Raw genomic sequence first — 18,900 nt, 5'->3', positions numbered from 1 at the left:
ATCGGTGATGAGCGACGTCATGGAGGTGGTCTGCTCGTGCGGGTGACCGGAGTCGGGCACGCGGGAATGCGCTTCGACACCACGGCCGGCAGCGTGCTGTGCGACCCGTGGGTGAACCCGACGTTCTTCGCGTCGTGGGTGCCGTTCCCCGACAACACGCAGCTGGACTGGGACGCGCTGGGCGACTGCGACTACCTCTACGTCTCCCACCTGCACCGCGACCACTTCGACGCGGACAACCTGCGCAACCACGTCTCGAAGGACGCGCGCGTCCTGCTGCCGGACTACCCCACCGACGAGCTCGAGCACGAGCTGCGCGCGCTGGGGTTCCGGCACTTCATCCGCACCGAGACGGGCGTCCCGCAGGAGCTCGACGGCGGGCTGCGGTTCATGATCACGTCGCTGAAGGGTCCCGGCGACGGCCCGATCGGCGACTCCGCGCTCTCGCTGGACGACGGCACCGCGCGCATCGTCAACCAGAACGACGCGCACCCGCTCGACATCCCGAAGCTCTTGGAGTTCGGCGCCTACGACGCCCACTTCACGCAGTTCTCCGGCGCGATCTGGTGGCCGATGGTCTACGACCTGCCGAAGGCCGCCAAGCGCGAGTTCGCCCGCCGCAAGCGCATCGGCCAGGAGGACCGGGCCATGCGCTACATCCGCGAGGTCGGGGCGCCGCACATCTTCCCGACCGCGGGCCCGCCCTGCTTCCTCGACGACGACCTGTTCCGGTGGAACGGCCTGGGCTACGAGGGCGTCGAGGGCGAGTCGATCTTCACCGACCAGTGGGAGTTCCTGGGGCGGATGCGGGAGCTGGGCCACTCAGCCGGGAGCGATCAGCAGGGCCACCTGCTGCTGCCCGGCACCACCGCCGAGATCGGCCACGGGACCGTCGAGGACCTGACGCACCCGATCAGCGACGCCGAGATCGAGACGATCTTCGATGACAAGGAGCGCTACCTGCGCGACTTCGCCGAGCGGGTGCGCCCGGCGATCGAGGCGCAGAAGGCGCGGTGGGCGGCCCCGCAGCCCGACATCCTGCGCCAGCTCAAGGAGTGGATCGAGCCGCTGATGAAGCGCGCCGACCACATGTGCGACGGCATCGGCGGCGTCGTGCGCATGGACCTGCAGGGCATGCCCGACGACACGCCCGGTGTCGACGAGGACGGCACGCTCCCGCTGGCCTTCGACTTCGCCGGCCGGGAGATCCGCGTCTGGAACGGCGAGTCGGCCCGCTACCGCTGGGGCGTCCCCGCGACGCTCGTGCAGACGAACATCGACACCGGCGAGGTCGACTGGTCGAACTCGCTGTTCCTCTCGGTGCGGTTCTCCGCGACGCGCGTCGGCCAGTACAACGAGTACCTCTACACGTTCTTCAAGTGTCTGTCCGAGGAGCGGATGGACTACGTGGAGAACTGGTACGACGCGCAGAACGACGACGGCCGCGACATCGAGCTCGACGGCTGGCGCGTCCAGGCCCGCTGCCCGCACCTGTCGGCCGACCTGTCGAAGTTCGGCGCCGTCGACGGCGACGTGCTGACCTGCACGCTGCACAACTGGAAGTTCAACCTGAAGACCGGTCGCTGCCTGACCTCCGCGGGCCACGAGATCCGGGCCAGCAGGATCGACGACTGAGCTGGGAGAGTTGACGTCGTGCTCCGCATCGGTCCCCTCGAGCTGCCGACGCCGGTCGTGCTCGCGCCGATGGCGGGCATCACCAACGTCGCCTTCCGCCGCCTGTGCCGCGAGCAGGGCGCGGGGCTCTACGTCTGCGAGATGATCACCGCGCGGGCGCTGGTGGAACGCCACCCCGGCACCGCCGAGATGATCGCGTTCGACGCGGACGAGTCCCCCCGCTCGATGCAGCTCTACGGCGTCGACCCGGTGACGATCGGCCGGGCGGTCGACCGCATCGTCGACGAGGACCTCGCCGACCACGTCGACCTCAACTTCGGCTGCCCGGTGCCCAAGGTGACCCGCCGCGGCGGCGGGGCGGCGCTGCCCTACAAGCGGCGGCTGTTCGGCTCGATCGTGCGCGCCGCCGTCGAGGCCACGCGCCGGGGCGGGCTCCCGCTGACGGTGAAGATGCGTGTGGGCATCGACGACGACCACGTGACGTTCCTCGACGCCGGACGGATCGCCGCCGACGAGGGCGCGGCGGCGGTCGCCCTGCACGCGCGCACCGCCTCGCAGCGCTACTCGGGGACCGCCGACTGGGACCGCATCGCCGAGCTCCGCGACGCCCTGCCGGCCGCGACGCCGGTGCTGGGCAACGGCGACATCTTCGCCGCGGCCGACGCCGTCGCGATGATGGAGAAGACCGGCTGCGACGGGGTTGTCGTCGGCCGCGGTTGCCTCGGGCGGCCGTGGTTGTTCGGCGAGCTCGAGGCGGCGCTGGCGGGGCGTCCGATCCCGACGCCGCCGACGCTCGGCGAGGTCGCGGCGGTCATGCGCCGACACGTCGAGCTGCTCATCGCCCACCACGGCCCCCACAAGGGCGTGCGCGACTCGCGCAAGCACATGTCCTGGTACCTGCACGGGTTCGCGGTCGGCTCGGAGCTGCGCCGCGAGCTCGGGATGATCGACGGGCTGGACCGGCTCGACGAGCTGCTCGCCCGCCTCGACCACGATCTCCCTTTCCCCGCCGACGCCGACGGCCCGCGCGGCCGCCAGGGCTCGCCGGCGCACGTCACGCTGCCCGAGGGCTGGCTCGACGACCCCGAGGACGACACCGTCCCCACGGCCGCCGACGTCATGCACTCCGGCGGCTGACACCCGCCCAGGGCGCTACTCTTCGTACTCGGTCCGGCGGATCACGTCGATCTCACATCACCGGCGGCACCCGCCGTCCCCGCAGGACCACCGGCGCGGGCGACTCAAGGTGGGCCGAACGTGTCGAGGCGGGATCCGTCTACGCAGCGTCACCTGCGCCGGACGACTGAAGTTGGCGGCGACGCGGCGAATCACCGTTACACGGCGGCGGTCCGGGGCGACACTGGAGGTGGAACGGAGGTGGTGTGTGTGCGGCTGGCCGGGCTGCGTGCGGGACGCGCGAGCGCCGCGGTGACGAGCGTGGAGTCGGCGCGCGACGGGGACGTCGCGGCGCCCGAGACGCACGCCGTCACGCCCGAGACCGTCGTCACCTGCGGTTTCCCCACCTCCCCGATCGTCGGACTCGAGGCGGTGCCCGCCGGCGGCCTCACGCCCGACGGCCGCGCCGACCAGGCGCGCGCCCACGAGGCGGCCGCCGAGGTCCTCGCCGACCGGGGCGACTGGCGCCGCGCGTACCAGCACATGAAGGCCGCCGTCTCGCTCGTGCGCGACGAGCGGACGCTGCCGGCCGGAGTGCCCGATCAGTTACGCGTCGAGGTCGATCGTCTCCGCCGCGAGCGGGCGGAGGCCCGCGAGCAGAGCCGTCGCGACAGCCTCACGGCGACGTGGAACCGGCGCTACCTCGACGAGCGCCTGAGCACGTTGCGTCACGACTCGTCGAACGCCGGCGCGGTCTGCGTGGCGCTCGCCGACGTCGACCACTTCAAGCAGGTCAACGACACCCACGGCCACGCCCTCGGCGACGAGGTGCTGCGGCGGCTCGTCGACCTCATGAGCGAGGAGCTGCCGCCCGACGGTTTCTGCGCCCGCTACGGCGGCGAGGAGTTCGCGCTCGTCCTGCCCGGGCTCGAGCCCGCGGACGCGGTGCGGGTGTGCGAGGAGGCCCGGGCGCGCGTCGACGCCTACCCGTGGCACGAGGTCGCCGAGGATCTGCGGGTGACGGTCAGCGTCGGCGTCGCCTGCCTCGGCGCCGCCGACAGCGGCCGGCCCGGCTCGCCGGGGCTCGACGCCGCGGACGCCCTGCTGTACGTGGCCAAGCGCGCCGGGCGCAACGCCGTCGCCCACCGGGACGGTGAGGGCACCGTCCGTCTCGCCGGTGCGGCCGCCGCCCGGCGCGGCATCGCGGCCGCCGCCCGGCGCGCGTTCCCGACCGGCTGACCGGTCGATCCCCAGGTGGCCGACCGGGTCGGTCGTGTCGCCCGGTCGTGTGGCGACCATCCTGTCCGTCTTGTGCCCGGGTGTCCGCGTGGCGTAGTGGACCCCGCGCCCGGAGGCCCGGGCTACGCCGTAGTATCCCGCTGCTGACCAGCCCGGACCCTGCCCGGACCCCTGCCCGGACGCCTGCCCGGATCACCGTGGGCGACGGCCGGGGTGCCACCCTCGAGGAGATGCGTGACCGACGACCGCGCCGGTGATCCGGTCCGGGGCTCCCGCCCCGTGACGGCCGGTGGCGACGCGGTCCGTCCCCCCGTCTCCGGGCCGGCCTCGGCGCCCTTCCGCATCCCGGGCGCGGCGCCGCACCACGGCCGTCGCCCGACGATGGTGCCGCTGACGCGCCGACGCGGTCCGCGCCTGGGGCTGCGGCCGCCGGGCGCGGCGCTGGTCACCGCGCCGACGGCCACCGCCGGCTCCGGCTCGCCGCCCCCGGCCCCGAGCACGCCCTCGTCCGGTATCCCGTCGCCGGCGGCCGCCGACCCGCCGTCGACACGGTCGCCGGTCGACGCCGTGACCCTGCCCGCCGGCCGGGTGCCGGTCCGGCGCGTGCCGGCGCAGGTCCGCGAGCCCGGTCCCCGGAGCGGGGAGCACGACGAGCCGGAGCCGACGCCGGCCGTGGCGACGGCCGCGACGCCGACCCTGACGCCGACCGCGGCCGGGGCGGCGGACACGTCGGTGCCCCCGACGCGACCGGTGCCGCCGGTCCCGTCGGTCACCCCGGCTGCGCCCGGGCGACCGGCCGCACCCGGGGCCACGTCGCCGGCGGCCCCGCCGGCACCGCCCGCCCCGGCACCGCCCGCCCCGGCACCGCCCGCCCCGGCACCGCCCGCCCCGGTCCCGCCGACCCCGTCGGTGGCCCCGGCCGCGCGCGACGCCGATCCCGACGAGGCGCCCGCCCCGGCCGGCGACCGCAGGCGCGCGGTCGTGGCGCCGGCGCGCGAGGCCGACTGGGCGGCGACGTCCGCCGTGCTCGCCGCCGCCGGCTCGCGGTTCGCGACCTGGCGCCGCGGCTGGACCTGGTCCCGGGTCGCGCGGCTCGCGACGGCCACGTGCGCGGTGCTCGTCGTGGTGGTGTGCGGGCTGGGGTGGGGCGCGGCGTCGTGGGTCGAGGCCGCCGTGCGCCAGATCGGCGCGCTCGACCCGAACTCGTCGGCCATCCGGGACGCCGCGGCCCAGGTCGGAGACCAGAACTTCCTCGTCGTCGGCTCGGACACCCGCGCCGGCGCCCCGGCCTCGGAGGACGCCGGCGACACGGCCGACGTCCCGGGGGCCCGCACCGACACGATCATGGTCGTCCACGTCCCCGAGGACCGCTCGGGCGTGATCGTGGTGTCGTTCCCGCGCGACCTGGAGATCACCCGCCCGGCGTGCGAGCGCTGGGACCCGATCACCGGCGCCTACGCCCCGCAGATGCTCCCGCCCGCCCCGCGGGTCAAACTCAACTCGGCGTACGCCGCCGGTGGCCCACGCTGCGTCACCCGCGCCGTGCAGGAGCTCTCGGGCCTCGCGATCAACCGCTTCCTCGGCGTCGACTTCCAGGGCTTCCAGGGCATGGTCGACGCGGTGCGGGGCGTCCCGATCTGCACCGAGCGCCCGGTGCGCGACTCGGTGCTCGGCGAGATCATCCCGCAGGCCGGCCCGACGGTGCTGACCGGTCAGCAGGCGCTCGACTACGTCCGCGCGCGGCACGTGGAGGGTGACCCGTCCAGCGACTACGGCCGCATCCAGCGCCAGCAGCGGTTCCTCGGCGCGCTTCTGCGCTCGGTGCTCTCGGCGGGCACGCTGCTCGACCCCAGCCGCCTCGAGGGCCTGGTCGCGGCGGTGTCGCGCTCGACGTTCGGCGAGAACATCGGCTCGGACCAGCTGCTGACGCTGACCCAGTCGCTCGGCAGCCTCGACCCGCGGGCGGTCACCTTCGTCACCGTGCCCACCACGGGCATCGCCAACGACCGGGGCAACGAGGTACTGCGGCCCGGCGAGGAGCGCGCGCTGTTCTCGGCGATCATCGAGGACCGCCCGCTGCCCGGGGCTCCGGGCGCGCCCGGAGCCCCGGCGCCGGTGGCGGCCCAGGTGCGCCTCGTCGACGCGCGCTCGGCGGACGACGCGGACGACGAAGAGAGCGCCGACGTGCGGTCCGGGGACGGCTCCGACGGTGGCTCGGACGACGAGGGCGACGAGGGCTCCGACGGCGAGGGCTCCGACGACGGGAACTCCGACGACGGCGGCTCCGACGACGACGGGCGCAGCGACTGGGCGGCCGCCGGACCGACGGCCCTGTCGATCGCCGAGCGACTCCGCTCCGCGGGCTTCGGCGTCGTCACCGAGACCGCCGGCTCCGCGATCCCCACCGGCGGCGCGACGACGATCCGGTACTCGCCCGACCAGGCCGTCGCGGCTCAGACGCTCGCCACCACCGTGCCCAGCGCGACGCTCGAGCCGAGCGCGTCGGGCACCGGCACCCTCACGCTCGTCCTCGGCGACGACTTCGACGGTCGCGTGCGCTCCGGCGAGGGAGCGACGGCGACCACCCCGGGGCCCCCGGTCAACCCGACCATCACCGCCGCCGACGCCTCCTGCGCCTAGGACCGGGGTCACGCCCTCGACGGGCCCCGCCGTGATCGCGTTCATCCCTGGTTCACGTCGCGGTCGGATGAGCGACGGCGGCTCCGCGTAGGTTGCGCGGTATGCGCACGGCCTATCACGAGAAGCTCGACGCCCTGTCCGGGGAGCTGGCCGAGATGTCCCTCATGGCCGGCGAGGCCATGAAGAAGGCGACGAGTGCCCTCCTCGAGGGCGACCTCGACCTCGCCGAGGAGGTCATCTCGGACGACACCAAGATCGACGCCCTGCGCAGCGCCGCGGAGGAGCAGGCCTTCGGCCTCCTCGCGCTCCAGGCTCCGGTCGCGGGCGACCTGCGGTCCGTCATCGCCGCGATCCACTCCGCGGGCGACCTCGAGCGGATGGGCGACCTCGCGCTGCACGTCGCCAAGGCGGCCCGCCGCCGTCACCCGCAGAAGGTGCTGCCCGAGGACGTCGCCCCCTACTTCGCCGAGATGGGCCGCGTGGCCCTCGACCTCGCGCAGGACGCCCGCCAGGTCATCCTCACCCGCGACGTCGAGCTCGCCTTCACCATGGAGTCCGACGACGACGCCATGGACGACCTGCACCGCCACCTGTTCACGCTGCTGCTGAGCAAGGAGTGGCCGAATGGGGTCGCGCCCGCGATCGACGTGACGCTGCTGGGCCGCTTCTACGAGCGCTTCGCCGACCACTCCGTGGCCGTCGCCCGCCGCGTCGTCTACATGGTGACCGGCAAGATGCCCAACACCCCCGAGGCCTGAGCGCCCGGACACGCGAGAGCCCCTCCCGCACGGTGCGGGAGGGGCTCGCGTGTGTCTGTGCCCCGTGATCGACGGGGACTTTGCGCGCGTAGACGCAGCGAACAGCGCGTTCGCTGCATCCACGCGAGCCGGTCAGCCGAAGCGGCCCGAGATGTAGTCCTCGGTGGCCTGCTCGGTCGGATTCGAGAAGATCTTCTCGGTGTCGTCGATCTCGACCAGGTGGCCCGGCTTGCCAGTGGCCTCGAGGTTGAAGAACCCCGTCTGGTCGCTCACCCGCGCGGCCTGCTGCATGTTGTGGGTGACGATGACGATCGTGTACTGCTTCTTGAGGTCCGCGATGAGGTCCTCGATCGCCAGCGTGGAGATCGGGTCGAGGGCCGAGCACGGCTCGTCCATGAGGAGCACGTCGGGCTGCACCGCGATCGCGCGGGCGATGCAGAGCCGCTGCTGCTGACCACCGGAGAGGCCACCGCCCGGCTTGTCGAGCCGGTCCTTGACCTCCTTCCAGAGGTTGGCGCCGCGCAGCGAGGCCTCGGCGACCTCGTCGAGCTTCTTCTTGTCCCGCACGCCCTGCAGCTTCAGGCCCGCGACGACGTTGTCCCGCACGGACATCGTCGGGAACGGGTTCGGCATCTGGAACACCATGCCGATGGTGCGGCGCACGGCGACGGCGTCGGTGCCGCGGTCGTAGATGTTCTCGCCGTCGAGCAGGACCTGACCCTCGACGCGCGCCCCGGCGATCTCCTCGTGCATGCGGTTGAGCGTGCGCAGCACGGTGGACTTGCCACAGCCCGACGGTCCGATGAAGGCCGTGACGCTGCGCGGGATCACCGTCAGGTTGACGTTCTGCACGGCGTGGAAGGCGCCGTAGTAGATGTCGACGTCCTTGAGGTCGATGCGCTTGGCCATCGCTGTCCTGCCCGCCCGTTTCTACTTGGGGATCGCGGAGAAGCGCGAGATCAGGCTCGCACCCACCTGGAAGATCATGATGATGATGATGAGGGTCAGTGCCGCGCCCCAGATGCGGTACTCGCCGGCGGCCTCGGGGTTCGAGAGCTCGCTGTACATCAGCAACGGCAGCGAGGCCATGTTGCCCTCGAAGGGGTCGTAGTTGATCGCCCGCGAGTACCCGACGAGCACGAGCACCGGCGCGGTCTCCCCCATGATGCGCGCGATCGCCAGCATGACGCCCGTGACCGTGCCCGAGAGGGCGGTCGGCAGGACGATGCGCAGGATTGTCTTCCACTTCGGGATGCCCAGCGCGTAGGCCGACTCGCGCAGCCGGTCGGGCACCAGCCGCAGCATCTCCTCGGTGTTGCGGATGACCACCGGGAGCATGAGCAGCACGAGGGCCAGCGACACCATGAAGGCGCTCTGCGGCGCCCCGAGGATGGAGATGAACGCGGCAAAGACGAACAGCGCGGCGACGATCGACGGGACGCCGGCGAGGATGTCGACCATGAAACTCGTGGTCCGGGCGAGCGCGCCGCGGCCGTACTCGACGAGGTAGATCGCGGCCATGATGCCGATCGGCACCGCGATGAGCGTCGCGATGAGCGCCTGGACCAGTGTGCCGTAGATCGCGTGGTAGACGCCGCCCTCGTACTCCTCGGGGAGGATCCCCGACAGCGACGTCCCCCACCAGTCCGCGGAGAGGATGGCCGGCGCGCCGCGCGCGATCACCGTCACGAGCACCCACACGAGGGGCACGACGGCGATGAGGAAGGCGATGCTGACGAGCACCGTGGCCGCGTTGTCCTTGATCCGGCGGCTGGTGCTGACGCGCCGCGTCGACGGCTCGGAGGCGGGCCGCTCGAGGTCGGTCCCGGTCGCGGTGGTCATCAGCCGTTCACCTTCCCGCCGGCGATGACGCGCGCCAGCGCGTTGACGACGAAGGTCAGGACGAAGAGCACGAGGCCGGCGGAGATATAGGCGCCGGTCGGCAGCGGCTGGCTGAACTCCGAGGCCGCCGAGGCGATCAGCGACGCGAAGGTGTAGCCGCCGTCGAAGAGGCTGAAGGTCATCGGCGAGGTCGAGGCGCGGATGACGATGAGGACCGCGATGGTCTCGCCGAGCGCGCGACCGAGGCCGAGCATCGAGCCGGCGATGTAGCCACTGCGCCCGTAGGGCAGCGTGGCCATCCGGATGACCTCCCAGCGCGTCGCACCCAGGGCCTTCGCGGCCTCGATCTGGAACCGCGGCGTCTGTGCGAAGACCTCGCGGCTGACCGCGGTGATGATCGGCAGGATCATGACCGCGAGGACGACGCCGCCGGTGAAGATCGTGCCCGAGAGCACCGGCAGGTTGCCGTCGGAGAACAGGAAGATCCAGCCGAGGTTGGTGTTCAGCCACTCGGCGATCGGCTCGATCGCGGGCGCGAGCACGAGGATGCCCCAGAGGCCGTAGATGATCGACGGCACCGCGGCGAGCAGGTCGACGACGTACGCGAAGGGCCGAGAGAGCTGCTTCGGCGCGTAGTTCGTGAGGAACAGTGCAACGCCGAGGGCGACCGGCATGGCGAGCACGAGCGCGAACACCGACGAGAACACCGTGACCAGGAAGAGGTCACGGATGCCGAACCGCAGGTTCTCGGGGTCACCGGTGCTGAACTCGGGCGAGGTGAAGAAGTTGGCGTTGTTCGCCATCAGCGACGGGACGGCCTGGATCAGGAGGAACAGGCCGATCAGCGCGATGGCCGCGACGACGAGGACGCCAGAGCCGGAGGCGAGGAACCGGAAGACGGACTCGCCGCGACGGCTCGGCGGGGACCGCCACGGGGTGGGCCCGGGCTCGGGGCTCGACGAGGGGACGATGTGCTCCTCCTCGCCCTCGGAGCCGGGAGCTCGTTGCTCGATGCGCTCGCTCACGCTCGCATACCCTTCTCGGTTCTGTGCGGGCGACGAGGCCGCGACCCGCCGGGATCACCGGCGGGCCCGCGGCCGTCACGTCACTGGATCGCGTTGACCGCGTCGGTCAGACGCTGCTTGAAGCGATCTGGCAGCGGGACGTAACCCGCCTCCGGCAGGCCCTGCTGAGCCTCCGGCGAGAGCGCCGTGGTCAGGAAGCCCCGCACGGCCTGGCCGGTCGCGTCGTCCTGGTAGTCGGAGCAGACGATCTCGTAGGTCGCCAGCGCGATCGGGTACGCGCCAGGAGCCGAGGCCGCATAGAGGCTGTCCAGGTTGAGGGTCAGGTCGTTGCCCTGACCCTCAACCTGGACATTGTCGATCGCGACGCCGACCGACTCGGGGCTGAGCGGCACCGGCGCCCCACCCCCCGAATTGATGATCTGGGCCATCCCGAGGTTCGCCCGCTGGGCGAACGAGGCCTCGACGTAGGTGATCGAGTTCGGGGTGTTGCGAGTGGCGTCGGCGACGCCCTGGCTGCCACGCGCACCGGCGCCGACACCACCGTTGAAGGCGTCGGCCGCCTCCTGCGTGTAGGTGCCGTTCGACGCGGTGTTCAGGTAGGTCTGGAAGTTCTCGGTCGTGCCGGACTCGTCGGACCGGAAGTTGACGATGATCGGGGCGGCCGGGAGCTGCTTGCCCGGGTTCAGCGCGGCGATCGCCGGGTCGTTCCAGGTGGTGATGCCGCCGTTGAAGATGCGACCGACGGTCGGACCGTCGAGCACGAGGTCGGTCACGCCCTGAAGGTTGTAGGCGATCGCGATGGGTCCGAAGACCAGCGGCAGGTTCCACGCGGGCGACCCGCAGCGCTGCTGGGCACGCTGGGGCTCGTCATCGGACAGCGCCGAGTCCGAGCCCGCGAAGTCGGTCTGCCCGCCGATGAACTCGCTGCGCCCGGCGCCCGACCCGCTCGGGGTGTACGCGACCGTCTTGCCCTCACATGCCTGCTCGTAGGCGGTGACGAACCGGGTCATCGCGTTCGCCTGGGCCGAGGACCCGCTGGCGCGCAGGTTCTGCTTGCCGGCGCACGCCGGGTTCTCGGCCGCCTGCTCCCCGCCACCGCCACCGGCGTTGTCGCTGCCGCAGGCGCTGAACAGGAGCGCTCCGGCGGCGATCAGACCGACCGTCGCTGCGCGCCGCTGATACCTCACAGGGATCCTCCGTGTCTGGGTCGTGCCCCCCGCGACCGGTGTGGACCGTGGTGGGCCGTCGCAGCGCCGCTGTCGACGCCGGACGCGGACCCTAAGGAGACCGGGGGAACGCCCGGAGCTGCGCATGTGAACGCGAGGTGAACAGGGTCGTTGACGAGAGCATCATCACGCCCCGCCGCCGACGTCAGCGCTGGTAGGAGACGTCCACCGCGTCGCGCTCGAAGCCCAGGGCCCGGTATGTGGCGATGGCCGCAGCGTTGTCGCCCTCGACGTAGAGGATGGTCGTGCGCAGCCCGCGGTCGACCAGGTGGTGCAGCCCGGCGAGCGTGAGGGCCTTCCCGAGCCCGCGGCCCTGGGCGGACGGGTCGACGCCGACGACGTAGACCTCGCCGAGCGGCTCGGCGACCGTCGCGGACACCCCGTGCACCTTCGTGAAGTGGAAGCCGAGGAGCTCCTCGGTGGCCGTGTCCCACGCGAGCAGCACGCCGGTCGCGTCGAACCACGGCTCCGCCTCGATCTCGGCGATGTCGGCGGTGGTCCAGCCACCCTGCTCGGGGTGCCAGGAGAACGCGCGGTTGTTGACCGCGACGACGGCGTCCTCGTCGCGCCCGACCCGCAGCGGGCGGATGACGGTCCCGTCGGGGACGACGAGCCCGGGCAGCGGCGGCGCCTCGTGGCCGGGGGCGGGCCGGCGCATCCGCCAGAGCTCGCGGACCCGGCGGCGTCCGACGCGCTCGGCCAGGCGCGCGGCCCCCGGGTGGTCGCCGTGCGCCCAGAACCGCGCCTCCGGGGCCTCCTCCACGACGGCGTCCACGAGCACCGCCCCGACGCCCTCCCGTCGCCGCGCGGGGACGACGGCGAGCTCGGCGACCGGGTCGTCGGGGTGCTCGGTGTCCAGCAGCGCGTGGCCCACGAGGGCGTCCTCCTCGTCGTGGACGAGCAGGTGCCGCGTGCCGGGACGACCGCCGCCGGAGCCCAGCGCCGCGATGTCGCGGCGGGCCGGTTCGGCGTAGGCGTCGACGCCGTCGGCGGCGGCGACCGCACCGACGAGGGCGCGCACGGCGTCGGCGTCCGCCGCGCCGGCAACTCCCGTGGTCCACCGGCTGGTCAGCACGGAGCCGACGGTAGCGGGCCCGCCCGCCGTCGTGCGGGCCCGCTCCGAAACGCTCACCGGCGGTGTGTCTACAGGCCGCGGGCCCAGGCCGCGGGCCGCACGACCCGCGCCTCGTCCCACGACCTGGTCGACCGCGGCACGGGCGTGGCGGGGGTCCGGGAGGCCGGCGCGCCCGGTGCCTCCTCCTCGTCGGGCTCCGCGCTCCCCGTGGTGCTCCCCGTGCGCTCGGCGCCGGCCTCGTCGCCCGCGGTGGCGCGGGAGGTCCCGAGGACGCCCCGCATCGGGCGGACGAACTTGTAGCCGACGTTGCGCACGGTGCCGATGAGCTGCTCGTGCTCGGAGCCGAGCTTGGCCCGCAGGCGCCGGACGTGGACGTCGACGGTGCGGGTGCCACCGAAGAAGTCGTAGCCCCAGACCTCCTGCAGCAGCTGGGCGCGGGTGAAGACGCGGCCCGCGTGCTGGGCGAGGTACTTGAGGAGCTCGAACTCCTTGTAGGTGAGGTCGAGCGGACGCCCGCGCAGGCGGGCGGTGTAGGTGGACTCGTCGATGACGAGCTCGCCGAGCACCAGCGCACCCTCGGCCCCCGCACCGTCGGAGGCGCGCCGGGCCCGCAGCAGGCGCAGGCGGGCGTCGATCTCCGCCGGGCCGGCACCGGGCAGCAGCACCTCGTCGACGCCCCACTCCAGCGAGACGGCGACGAGACCACCCTCGGTGAGGACGGCGATGACCGGCACGTCGAGGCCGGTGGAGCCCAGCAGGCGGCAGAGGCTGCGGGCGGCGGCGAGGTCGTGCCGGGCGTCGACCAGCACGGCGTCGTGCGGGCCGGCATCGAGCAGGGCCGCGACCTCGGGGGCCGCGGTCCGGAGTCCGTGGGGTAGCAGGGCCAGCGACGGCAACACTGACGTCGGCTCGGGGTCGGCGGTGAGCAGCAGCAGCTCCACGCGTTTCTCCCTCCGCGATCGTGAGGAGGACGATAGACCAGTTCACCGCGCCGTCACCCGCCCGCGCGTTCCATGTCACGTTGGTGCCCGGCGCGCCCGTGTCGACCACCCCCCGGCTACGCTGCGCGAACAGGGCGCGGGGAGGCCGCAGTGGCCCTCGGGGGGCCGTCGGGAGGATCGGGTGTCGGGCTGGGTGCTCGTGGCCGTGGTGGCCCTCGTCGTCGTGCTCCTCGCCGGCCTCGTGCTCGTGGTCCTGCGCGGGCGGCGCCGTCGGGCCGACGCGGACGCGTCCGACCCGCTCCCGTTCGACGACCCCGGCCCCGAGGGCACCCGCCGCGACCTGCGACCGGTCGCGGCCCGCCCCGGCACCCCGGTCGGCGGCGTGCTGCCGCGCGACCTCGTCGCCCCGCCCGGCGGCCTCGCCCTCCTGCAGCTGTCCTCGCAGTTCTGCGCCGACTGCCGCGCGTCGCGCGCCGTGCTCACCGACGTCGCCTCCGAGCACCCGGGGGTCACGGTGCGCGAGGTGGACGTGGCGATGCGCCCGGAGCTCGTCCGGCTGCTGGGCATCCGGCGGACGCCGACGACACTCGTCGTCGACCCCGCGGGCGTCGAGTTGTCCCGCACCGTCGGCGTCCCCCGCCGGGCCGACCTGCTCGGCACGCTGGCGCCGTTGCGCCGCACGGGCTGACCACCGGGAACGGAGGGGCGACATCATCCCCGGCCGGCGCTCGGTCCGCGGCCGATTCTTCGGTAGCGTGACGCCCGTGGACGGAGGGCTCACCCAGCGGCGCGCGATCGACCTGTGCCGCGTCGACTCCAGCCTCTGTCGCTGACCCTCCCGGACGACCTCGCGTCCCGGACCGTCCACCACGCCGCTCTCCCTCGACGGGTCAGCCGGCCACGGGTGCCGGTCGCGTGCGTCGCCGTGTCGCAGGACCCCGTCATCCCGAGAAGAGCACCCGAGGAGTACCGCACATGAGCCGCCAGGACGCCCTGGTCAGTGCCGACTGGGCCGAGCAGAACCTCGACGCCCCGAACACCGTCTTCGTCGAGGTCGACGAGGACACCACCGCGTACGAGGGCGGGCACATCCCCGGCGCGGTCAAGCTCGACTGGAAGACCGAGCTCCAGGACCCGGTGCGCCGCGACTTCGTCGACAAGGCCGGCTTCGAGAAGCTGCTGTCGAGCAAGGGCATCGGCAACGACGACACCGTCATCCTCTACGGCGGCAACAACAACTGGTTCGCCGCCTACGCCTACTGGTACTTCAAGCTCTACGGGCACCAGGACGTCAAGCTGCTCGACGGCGGCCGCAAGAAGTGGGAGCTCGACGGGCGCAAGCTCGACACCGAGGTCCCGCAGCGGTCGCAGACGCAGTACTCGGCCAAGGAGCAGGACACCTCGATCCGCGCCTTCCGCGACGAGGTCGTCAACGCGATCGGCACCAAGAACCTGGTCGACGTCCGCTCGCCCGACGAGTTCTCCGGCAAGCTCCTCGCGCCCGCGCACCTGCCGCAGGAGCAGGCGCAGCGCGGCGGCCACATCCCCTCGGCGCTCAACGTGCCGTGGTCGAAGGCCGCCAACGAGGACGGCACGTTCAAGTCGGACGACGAGCTGCGCGCGCTCTACTCCGAGCAGGGCCTGGACTCGTCGCGCCCGACCATCGCGTACTGCCGCATCGGTGAGCGCAGCTCGCACACCTGGTTCGCCCTCCACGAGCTGCTGGGCGAGACCGACGTCAAGAACTACGACGGCAGCTGGACCGAGTACGGCTCGCTGGTCGGCGTGCCGGTCGAGACGGGGGATGGCAGGTCCTGATGTGCAGCGCTCCGCAGCAGTCCGCCGAGCTGCCCGCCGGTACCGACCTGTCCAAGGAGTCGGTGCTGGTCGGCAAGGTGACCAGCGACGGCTCGCCCGTCGGCGGCGCCTACGTCCGGCTCCTGGACGGCACCGGCGAGTTCACCGCCGAGGTCGTCTCGTCCGCGTCCGGCGACTACCGCTTCTTCGCCCGCCCGGGCACCTGGACCGTCCGCGCGCTCTCGCGCTCGGGCAACGGCCAGACCGAGGTGGCCGTCGGCGGGCCCGGCCTCTTCACCACCGAGGTGTCCGTCGCCTGACGCGTGTCAGCGAAGTGCCCTTGCTGACACTCAACGTCCGTATCGGTACTTCGATCACTCGATGACCACGCCGCCCGCTCGTCCCGCCCGTCGCGGCGGGGCGGGCGGGCGGTGTCGTTAGGGTGGCCGGGTGGCGTGGTTCTACACGGTCCTGCTCGCCGCGTGCAGCGCCGGCATCCTCGGCGGCGGCGTCGTGCTGACCCGGCGGCTGTTCCGCGACGAGCTGCTCACGGTCGAGGAGGAACGATGAGCGACGCCCCCTTCGCCGACGAGGGCGGCGAGGTGCCCGAGGGCACCAGCGGCAACGAGGCCATCCGGGCCGCGAGCGAGCGCGCCCAGCACACGCGCGATGCCAACCTGCCGGCGTGGCCGGACCTGCCCGTCGAGAACGACACGGCGAACCTGCGGCTCGGTCCCGACCTCAACGACGCCCTCCTGGGCCTGCTCCCGCTGGTCGGGGTGTGGCGCGGGGAGGGCGAGGTCGTCTACCCGACGATCGACGGCCCGTTCCACTTCGGCCAGCAGATCACCGTGGCGCACGACGGGCGGCCGTTCCTGTCGTGGGAGGCGCGCTCGTGGATCCTCGACGGGCCGGGCGGCGCGGTCGTGCGCCCCGCGGCGCGCGAGGTCGGCTGGTGGCGCGCGCAGCCCGACGGGACGATCGAGCTCCTGCTCGCCCACCACACCGGGATCATCGAGCTCTACTACGGCGCGAGCCGCACCCAGACGTCCTGGGAGCTGCAGACCGACGCCATCGCCCGCACCTCCAGCGCCAAGGAGGTCAACGGGGCGACGCGGCTCTACGGCATCGTCGAGGACGGCGACCTCGCCTACGTCGAGGAGCGCGCCATGGAGGGCCAGCCGCTCCAGCCGCACACCTCGGCCCGGCTGCGCCGCGTCGTCGGCTGAGGCAGCTGAGGGGCTGGTGGACGTCCGGCCGGTGGGCCCGGAGGCGCTGGTCGTCGACCTCGACGGGCTCGACCAGGTCGCCGTGGCCGGCGCCGCGCTGCGCGAGGCCCTGGACCGCGGCGACCTCCCGGGCGTCGTCGACGTCGTGCCCGCCGCCCGGACCGTGCTGGTCACCGCGCCGGGGGCGCGCGACGTGCTGCGGGCGGTCCGCGCGCTGCTCGACGGGACCGACCTGACCGCCACCCCCGACCGTCACGCGGCGGGCACCGTGGAGCTGCCCGTGCACTACGACGGCGAGGACCTCGAGCTCGTCGCCCGGGACGCCGGCTGGTCGACCGCCGACGTCGTCGCCGCCCACACCGGCGCCGAGCTCACCGTCGCGTTCGGGGGCTTCGCGCCGGGCTTCGCCTACCTCACGGGCCTGCCCGAGGCCCTGCACCAGCCGCGGCTCGACACCCCCCGCCCCCGCATCCCCGCCGGCGCGGTGGGGGTGGCCGGCGAGTTCGGCGGCGTCTACCCGCGCACCTCCCCCGGCGGCTGGCGACTCATCGGCCGGCTCACCGAGGACGCGCCGACCCTGTTCGATCCCGACCGCGACCCGCCCGCCCTGCTCGTCCCCGGCACCACCGTGCGCTTCCGGGACGCCGGGTGAGCCGCGAGCTCGAGGTCACCGCCGTCGGGCCCCAGGCGCTGGTGGTCGACCGCGGCCGGCCCGGCTGGGCGCACATCGGGGTGCCACCCGCCGGCGCGCTCGACGGGCCCGCCCACGCGCTCGCGCAGCGCCTCGTCGGCAACGGACCGGAGGACGCCGGGCTCGAGGTGCTGCTCGGGGGGCTCGCCCTGCGGGTGGGCGCCGCCGCCACCGTGGCGCTGACCGGCCCGCCCGGCGGCCTGCGTGTCCGGCGCGCCACGGGCGGCGAGCGGACCGCGCCGTCGCACCAGCCGGTCCACGTAGCCGCCGGCGACGAGGTGGTCGTGCCGTCGCCGACCTCCGGCCTGCGCGGCTACCTCGCGGTCGGCGGGGGGGTCGCCGTCGACCCGGTGCTCGGCAGCCGCAGCGCCGACACGCTCTCGGGGCTCGGGCCGGCGCCGCTCGAGGTCGGCACGCGCCTGCCTCTCGGCCCGCCGACGACGGTCCCGCCGGTGGGCACCGGGGCGCTCGGCGTCTCGGCCGCGCCCGACGCGGTGAGGGTGCGCGTGCACCTCGGGCCGCGGGCCGACTGGGTCGACGACGCCGCGGGACAGCTGCGTGCGGGCACGTGGACGGTGGCGCCGACCGGCGACCGCGTCGGCGTGCGCCTCGAGGGCCCGGCGCTGGAGAGGGCCGCCGACCGTCGGGGCGAGGAGCTGCGCAGCGAGGGCCTGGTCGGCGGGGCGGTCCAGGTGCCGCCGGACGGGCAGCCTGTCGTCTTCCTCGCCGACCACCCGACGACCGGCGGCTATCCCGTCGTCGGCGTGGTCGACCCCGCGGAGCTCGCGGTGTTCGCCCAGCTGCGGCCGGGGTCGTCGGTGCGGTTCTCGCCGGTGGCGACGCCGCCGCCCGGGGCCCGATCGGACGCCTGATCGGCCGGGAGCAGCCCGAGGCCCCGCGCGACGACCGTCGCCAGCACGCGCTCGTCCACCCCGACCAGCCGCGCGACCTGCGCCGGGGTCAGACCGGCGCGCAGCAGCGCGGTGACGTCGCCGCCGCCATGACCGGTTCCATCGCCGCTGCCGTCGCCCGGCGAGGCGGCGAGCGCGCTGACGGCGGCCTGCGGGTCGCGCAGCAGCACGCCCAGCAGGCGGTCCTTCGCGGCCTCGGTGGCGGGGGCGTCCGTCCCGGTGGCGGGGGCGTCGTCCGGCGTGGCGTGGCGCGGGCGGTGGGGGGCGGGGTCGTCGGGCGCCGGTTCCGCGGCGCCCGGCTCGGAGCCGCTCGGCGCCGGTCTCGGCGCGGCAGCGGTGTCGTCGACGTCGACGACGGTGCCGGCTGGGGCCTCGCCGCTGCCGGTCGGGGCCTCGCCGCTCCCGGTCGGGGCCTCGCCGCTGGTGTCGGGACCCTCCGCCGGGTCGTCCCGCGCCGGCTCGGCGGCGAGGCGGGCGCGGATGGCGTCGACGTCGAGCGGGGACGTGTCGGGCTCGGTGTAGGCCGCGGCCGCGGCCTCGGGACGCTCGGAGACGTTCGACACCGGGGTACGCACGCCGACGTGCACGCGGGCGGCCTCGGGCACCGGTCCCGTCCAGGGCGCGTCGGGGTCGGCCCGGCCGGCCTCGAGGGCCGGGGGCGGCCAGGCGGCGGCCGCGGCGGCGCGGCGGGCCCGCCGGCGGCGGAGCGCGGAGAGCACGAGCAGCACCACCGCGACGACCACGAGGACGGCGGCGACGACGATCCACGTGATCG

General features: G+C 74.0%; 17 protein-coding genes. 11 read left to right on the top strand and 6 right to left on the bottom strand.

Translation table 11 applies throughout. The features are described 5' to 3' along the window. Nucleotides 1-36: 36 nt before the first annotated feature. From ACYX4T_RS21210 to phoU, 5 genes are all read left to right on the top strand, one after another. Nucleotides 37-1,635, top strand: a complete 1,599-nt coding sequence (locus ACYX4T_RS21210; RefSeq protein ID WP_476011243.1) for a Rieske 2Fe-2S domain-containing protein — start codon at nucleotides 37-39, stop codon at nucleotides 1,633-1,635. 18 nt (nucleotides 1,636-1,653) lie between these two features. After that, on the top strand, nucleotides 1,654-2,772 hold the full coding sequence (gene dusB, locus ACYX4T_RS21205) for a tRNA dihydrouridine synthase DusB (RefSeq protein WP_476011242.1): 1,119 nt from the start codon (nucleotides 1,654-1,656) through the stop codon (nucleotides 2,770-2,772). A 240-nt stretch (nucleotides 2,773-3,012) separates the two neighbouring features. After that, nucleotides 3,013-3,990: a GGDEF domain-containing protein gene (locus ACYX4T_RS21200; RefSeq protein ID WP_476011241.1), complete on the top strand. Its 978-nt coding sequence runs from the start codon at nucleotides 3,013-3,015 to the stop codon at nucleotides 3,988-3,990. Between the two features lie 234 nt (nucleotides 3,991-4,224). Next, complete coding sequence (locus tag ACYX4T_RS21195) at nucleotides 4,225-6,630, top strand: LCP family protein (RefSeq protein ID WP_476011240.1); 2,406 nt, start codon at nucleotides 4,225-4,227, stop codon at nucleotides 6,628-6,630. A 101-nt stretch (nucleotides 6,631-6,731) separates the two neighbouring features. Then, nucleotides 6,732-7,388: a phosphate signaling complex protein PhoU gene (gene phoU / locus ACYX4T_RS21190; RefSeq protein ID WP_476011239.1), complete on the top strand. Its 657-nt coding sequence runs from the start codon at nucleotides 6,732-6,734 to the stop codon at nucleotides 7,386-7,388. A gap of 132 nt (nucleotides 7,389-7,520) precedes the next feature. Here phoU and pstB read toward each other — a convergent pair whose 3' ends face one another. The 6 genes from pstB to ACYX4T_RS21160 all read right to left on the bottom strand — a co-directional run bounded on the left by pstB (nucleotide 7,521) and on the right by ACYX4T_RS21160 (nucleotide 13,497). Further along, entirely contained in the window at nucleotides 7,521-8,297 is a 777-nt protein-coding gene (gene pstB / locus ACYX4T_RS21185; RefSeq protein ID WP_476011238.1) for a phosphate ABC transporter ATP-binding protein PstB, read from the bottom strand. A gap of 21 nt (nucleotides 8,298-8,318) precedes the next feature. Beyond that, nucleotides 8,319-9,230 (bottom strand): phosphate ABC transporter permease PstA, encoded by a 912-nt coding sequence (gene pstA, locus ACYX4T_RS21180; protein ID WP_476011237.1) that lies wholly within the window; start codon nucleotides 9,228-9,230, stop codon nucleotides 8,319-8,321. Continuing rightward, the gene (gene pstC, locus ACYX4T_RS21175) at nucleotides 9,230-10,201 is read right to left on the bottom strand and encodes a phosphate ABC transporter permease subunit PstC (protein ID WP_476015334.1); all 972 of its coding nucleotides are present in this window, start codon (nucleotides 10,199-10,201) and stop codon (nucleotides 9,230-9,232) included. The genes pstA and pstC overlap by 1 nt, the downstream gene beginning before the upstream one ends. Nucleotides 10,202-10,335: 134 nt before the next feature. Then, nucleotides 10,336-11,442, bottom strand: coding sequence for a phosphate ABC transporter substrate-binding protein PstS (pstS, locus tag ACYX4T_RS21170; protein ID WP_476011236.1), 1,107 nt, complete (start codon nucleotides 11,440-11,442; stop codon nucleotides 10,336-10,338). 184 nt (nucleotides 11,443-11,626) lie between these two features. Further along, nucleotides 11,627-12,556, bottom strand: coding sequence for a mycothiol synthase (gene mshD / locus ACYX4T_RS21165; protein ID WP_476011235.1), 930 nt, complete (start codon nucleotides 12,554-12,556; stop codon nucleotides 11,627-11,629). A gap of 68 nt (nucleotides 12,557-12,624) precedes the next feature. Continuing rightward, the gene (locus tag ACYX4T_RS21160) at nucleotides 12,625-13,497 is read right to left on the bottom strand and encodes a winged helix-turn-helix transcriptional regulator (protein ID WP_476011234.1); all 873 of its coding nucleotides are present in this window, start codon (nucleotides 13,495-13,497) and stop codon (nucleotides 12,625-12,627) included. Between the two features lie 181 nt (nucleotides 13,498-13,678). Here ACYX4T_RS21160 and ACYX4T_RS21155 point away from each other — a divergent pair, with 181 nt between their 5' ends. The 6 genes from ACYX4T_RS21155 to ACYX4T_RS21130 all read left to right on the top strand — a co-directional run bounded on the left by ACYX4T_RS21155 (nucleotide 13,679) and on the right by ACYX4T_RS21130 (nucleotide 18,086). Beyond that, nucleotides 13,679-14,185, top strand: coding sequence for a TlpA family protein disulfide reductase (locus ACYX4T_RS21155; RefSeq protein ID WP_476011233.1), 507 nt, complete (start codon nucleotides 13,679-13,681; stop codon nucleotides 14,183-14,185). 287 nt (nucleotides 14,186-14,472) lie between these two features. Further along, nucleotides 14,473-15,315 (top strand): sulfurtransferase, encoded by an 843-nt coding sequence (locus ACYX4T_RS21150; protein ID WP_476011232.1) that lies wholly within the window; start codon nucleotides 14,473-14,475, stop codon nucleotides 15,313-15,315. After that, on the top strand, nucleotides 15,315-15,614 hold the full coding sequence (locus tag ACYX4T_RS21145; protein ID WP_476011231.1) for a DUF1416 domain-containing protein: 300 nt from the start codon (nucleotides 15,315-15,317) through the stop codon (nucleotides 15,612-15,614). The genes ACYX4T_RS21150 and ACYX4T_RS21145 overlap by 1 nt, the downstream gene beginning before the upstream one ends. A gap of 246 nt (nucleotides 15,615-15,860) precedes the next feature. Next, the gene (locus ACYX4T_RS21140) at nucleotides 15,861-16,523 is read left to right on the top strand and encodes a heme-binding beta-barrel domain-containing protein (protein ID WP_476011230.1); all 663 of its coding nucleotides are present in this window, start codon (nucleotides 15,861-15,863) and stop codon (nucleotides 16,521-16,523) included. A gap of 16 nt (nucleotides 16,524-16,539) precedes the next feature. Next, on the top strand, nucleotides 16,540-17,175 hold the full coding sequence (locus ACYX4T_RS21135) for a 5-oxoprolinase subunit B family protein (RefSeq protein ID WP_476011229.1): 636 nt from the start codon (nucleotides 16,540-16,542) through the stop codon (nucleotides 17,173-17,175). Further along, nucleotides 17,172-18,086: a 5-oxoprolinase subunit C family protein gene (locus tag ACYX4T_RS21130; RefSeq protein ID WP_476011228.1), complete on the top strand. Its 915-nt coding sequence runs from the start codon at nucleotides 17,172-17,174 to the stop codon at nucleotides 18,084-18,086. Before ACYX4T_RS21135 ends, ACYX4T_RS21130 begins: the two co-directional genes overlap by 4 nt. The last annotated feature ends 814 nt before the right edge of the window (nucleotides 18,087-18,900 follow it).

The sequence above is a fragment of the Actinomycetospora sp. ABD4_176 genome (assembly GCF_056311855.1).
Note: the sequence above shows the minus strand (reverse complement) of the source record. Positions and strands in the feature narration are given on the sequence as shown.

Bases quoted from the DNA above. Each gene is read 5' to 3' on its own strand.
- ACYX4T_RS21140 (WP_476011230.1), top strand. From the start codon at position 15,861: ATGAGCGACGCCCCCTTCGCCGACGAGGGCGGCGAGGTGCCCGAGGGC.
- pstA (WP_476011237.1), bottom strand. From the start codon at position 9,230: ATGACCACCGCGACCGGGACCGACCTCGAGCGGCCCGCCTCCGAGCCG.
- phoU (WP_476011239.1), top strand. From the start codon at position 6,732: ATGCGCACGGCCTATCACGAGAAGCTCGACGCCCTGTCCGGGGAGCTG.
- pstB (WP_476011238.1), bottom strand. From the start codon at position 8,297: ATGGCCAAGCGCATCGACCTCAAGGACGTCGACATCTACTACGGCGCC.
- ACYX4T_RS21145 (WP_476011231.1), top strand. From the start codon at position 15,315: ATGTGCAGCGCTCCGCAGCAGTCCGCCGAGCTGCCCGCCGGTACCGAC.
- ACYX4T_RS21150 (WP_476011232.1), top strand. From the start codon at position 14,473: ATGAGCCGCCAGGACGCCCTGGTCAGTGCCGACTGGGCCGAGCAGAAC.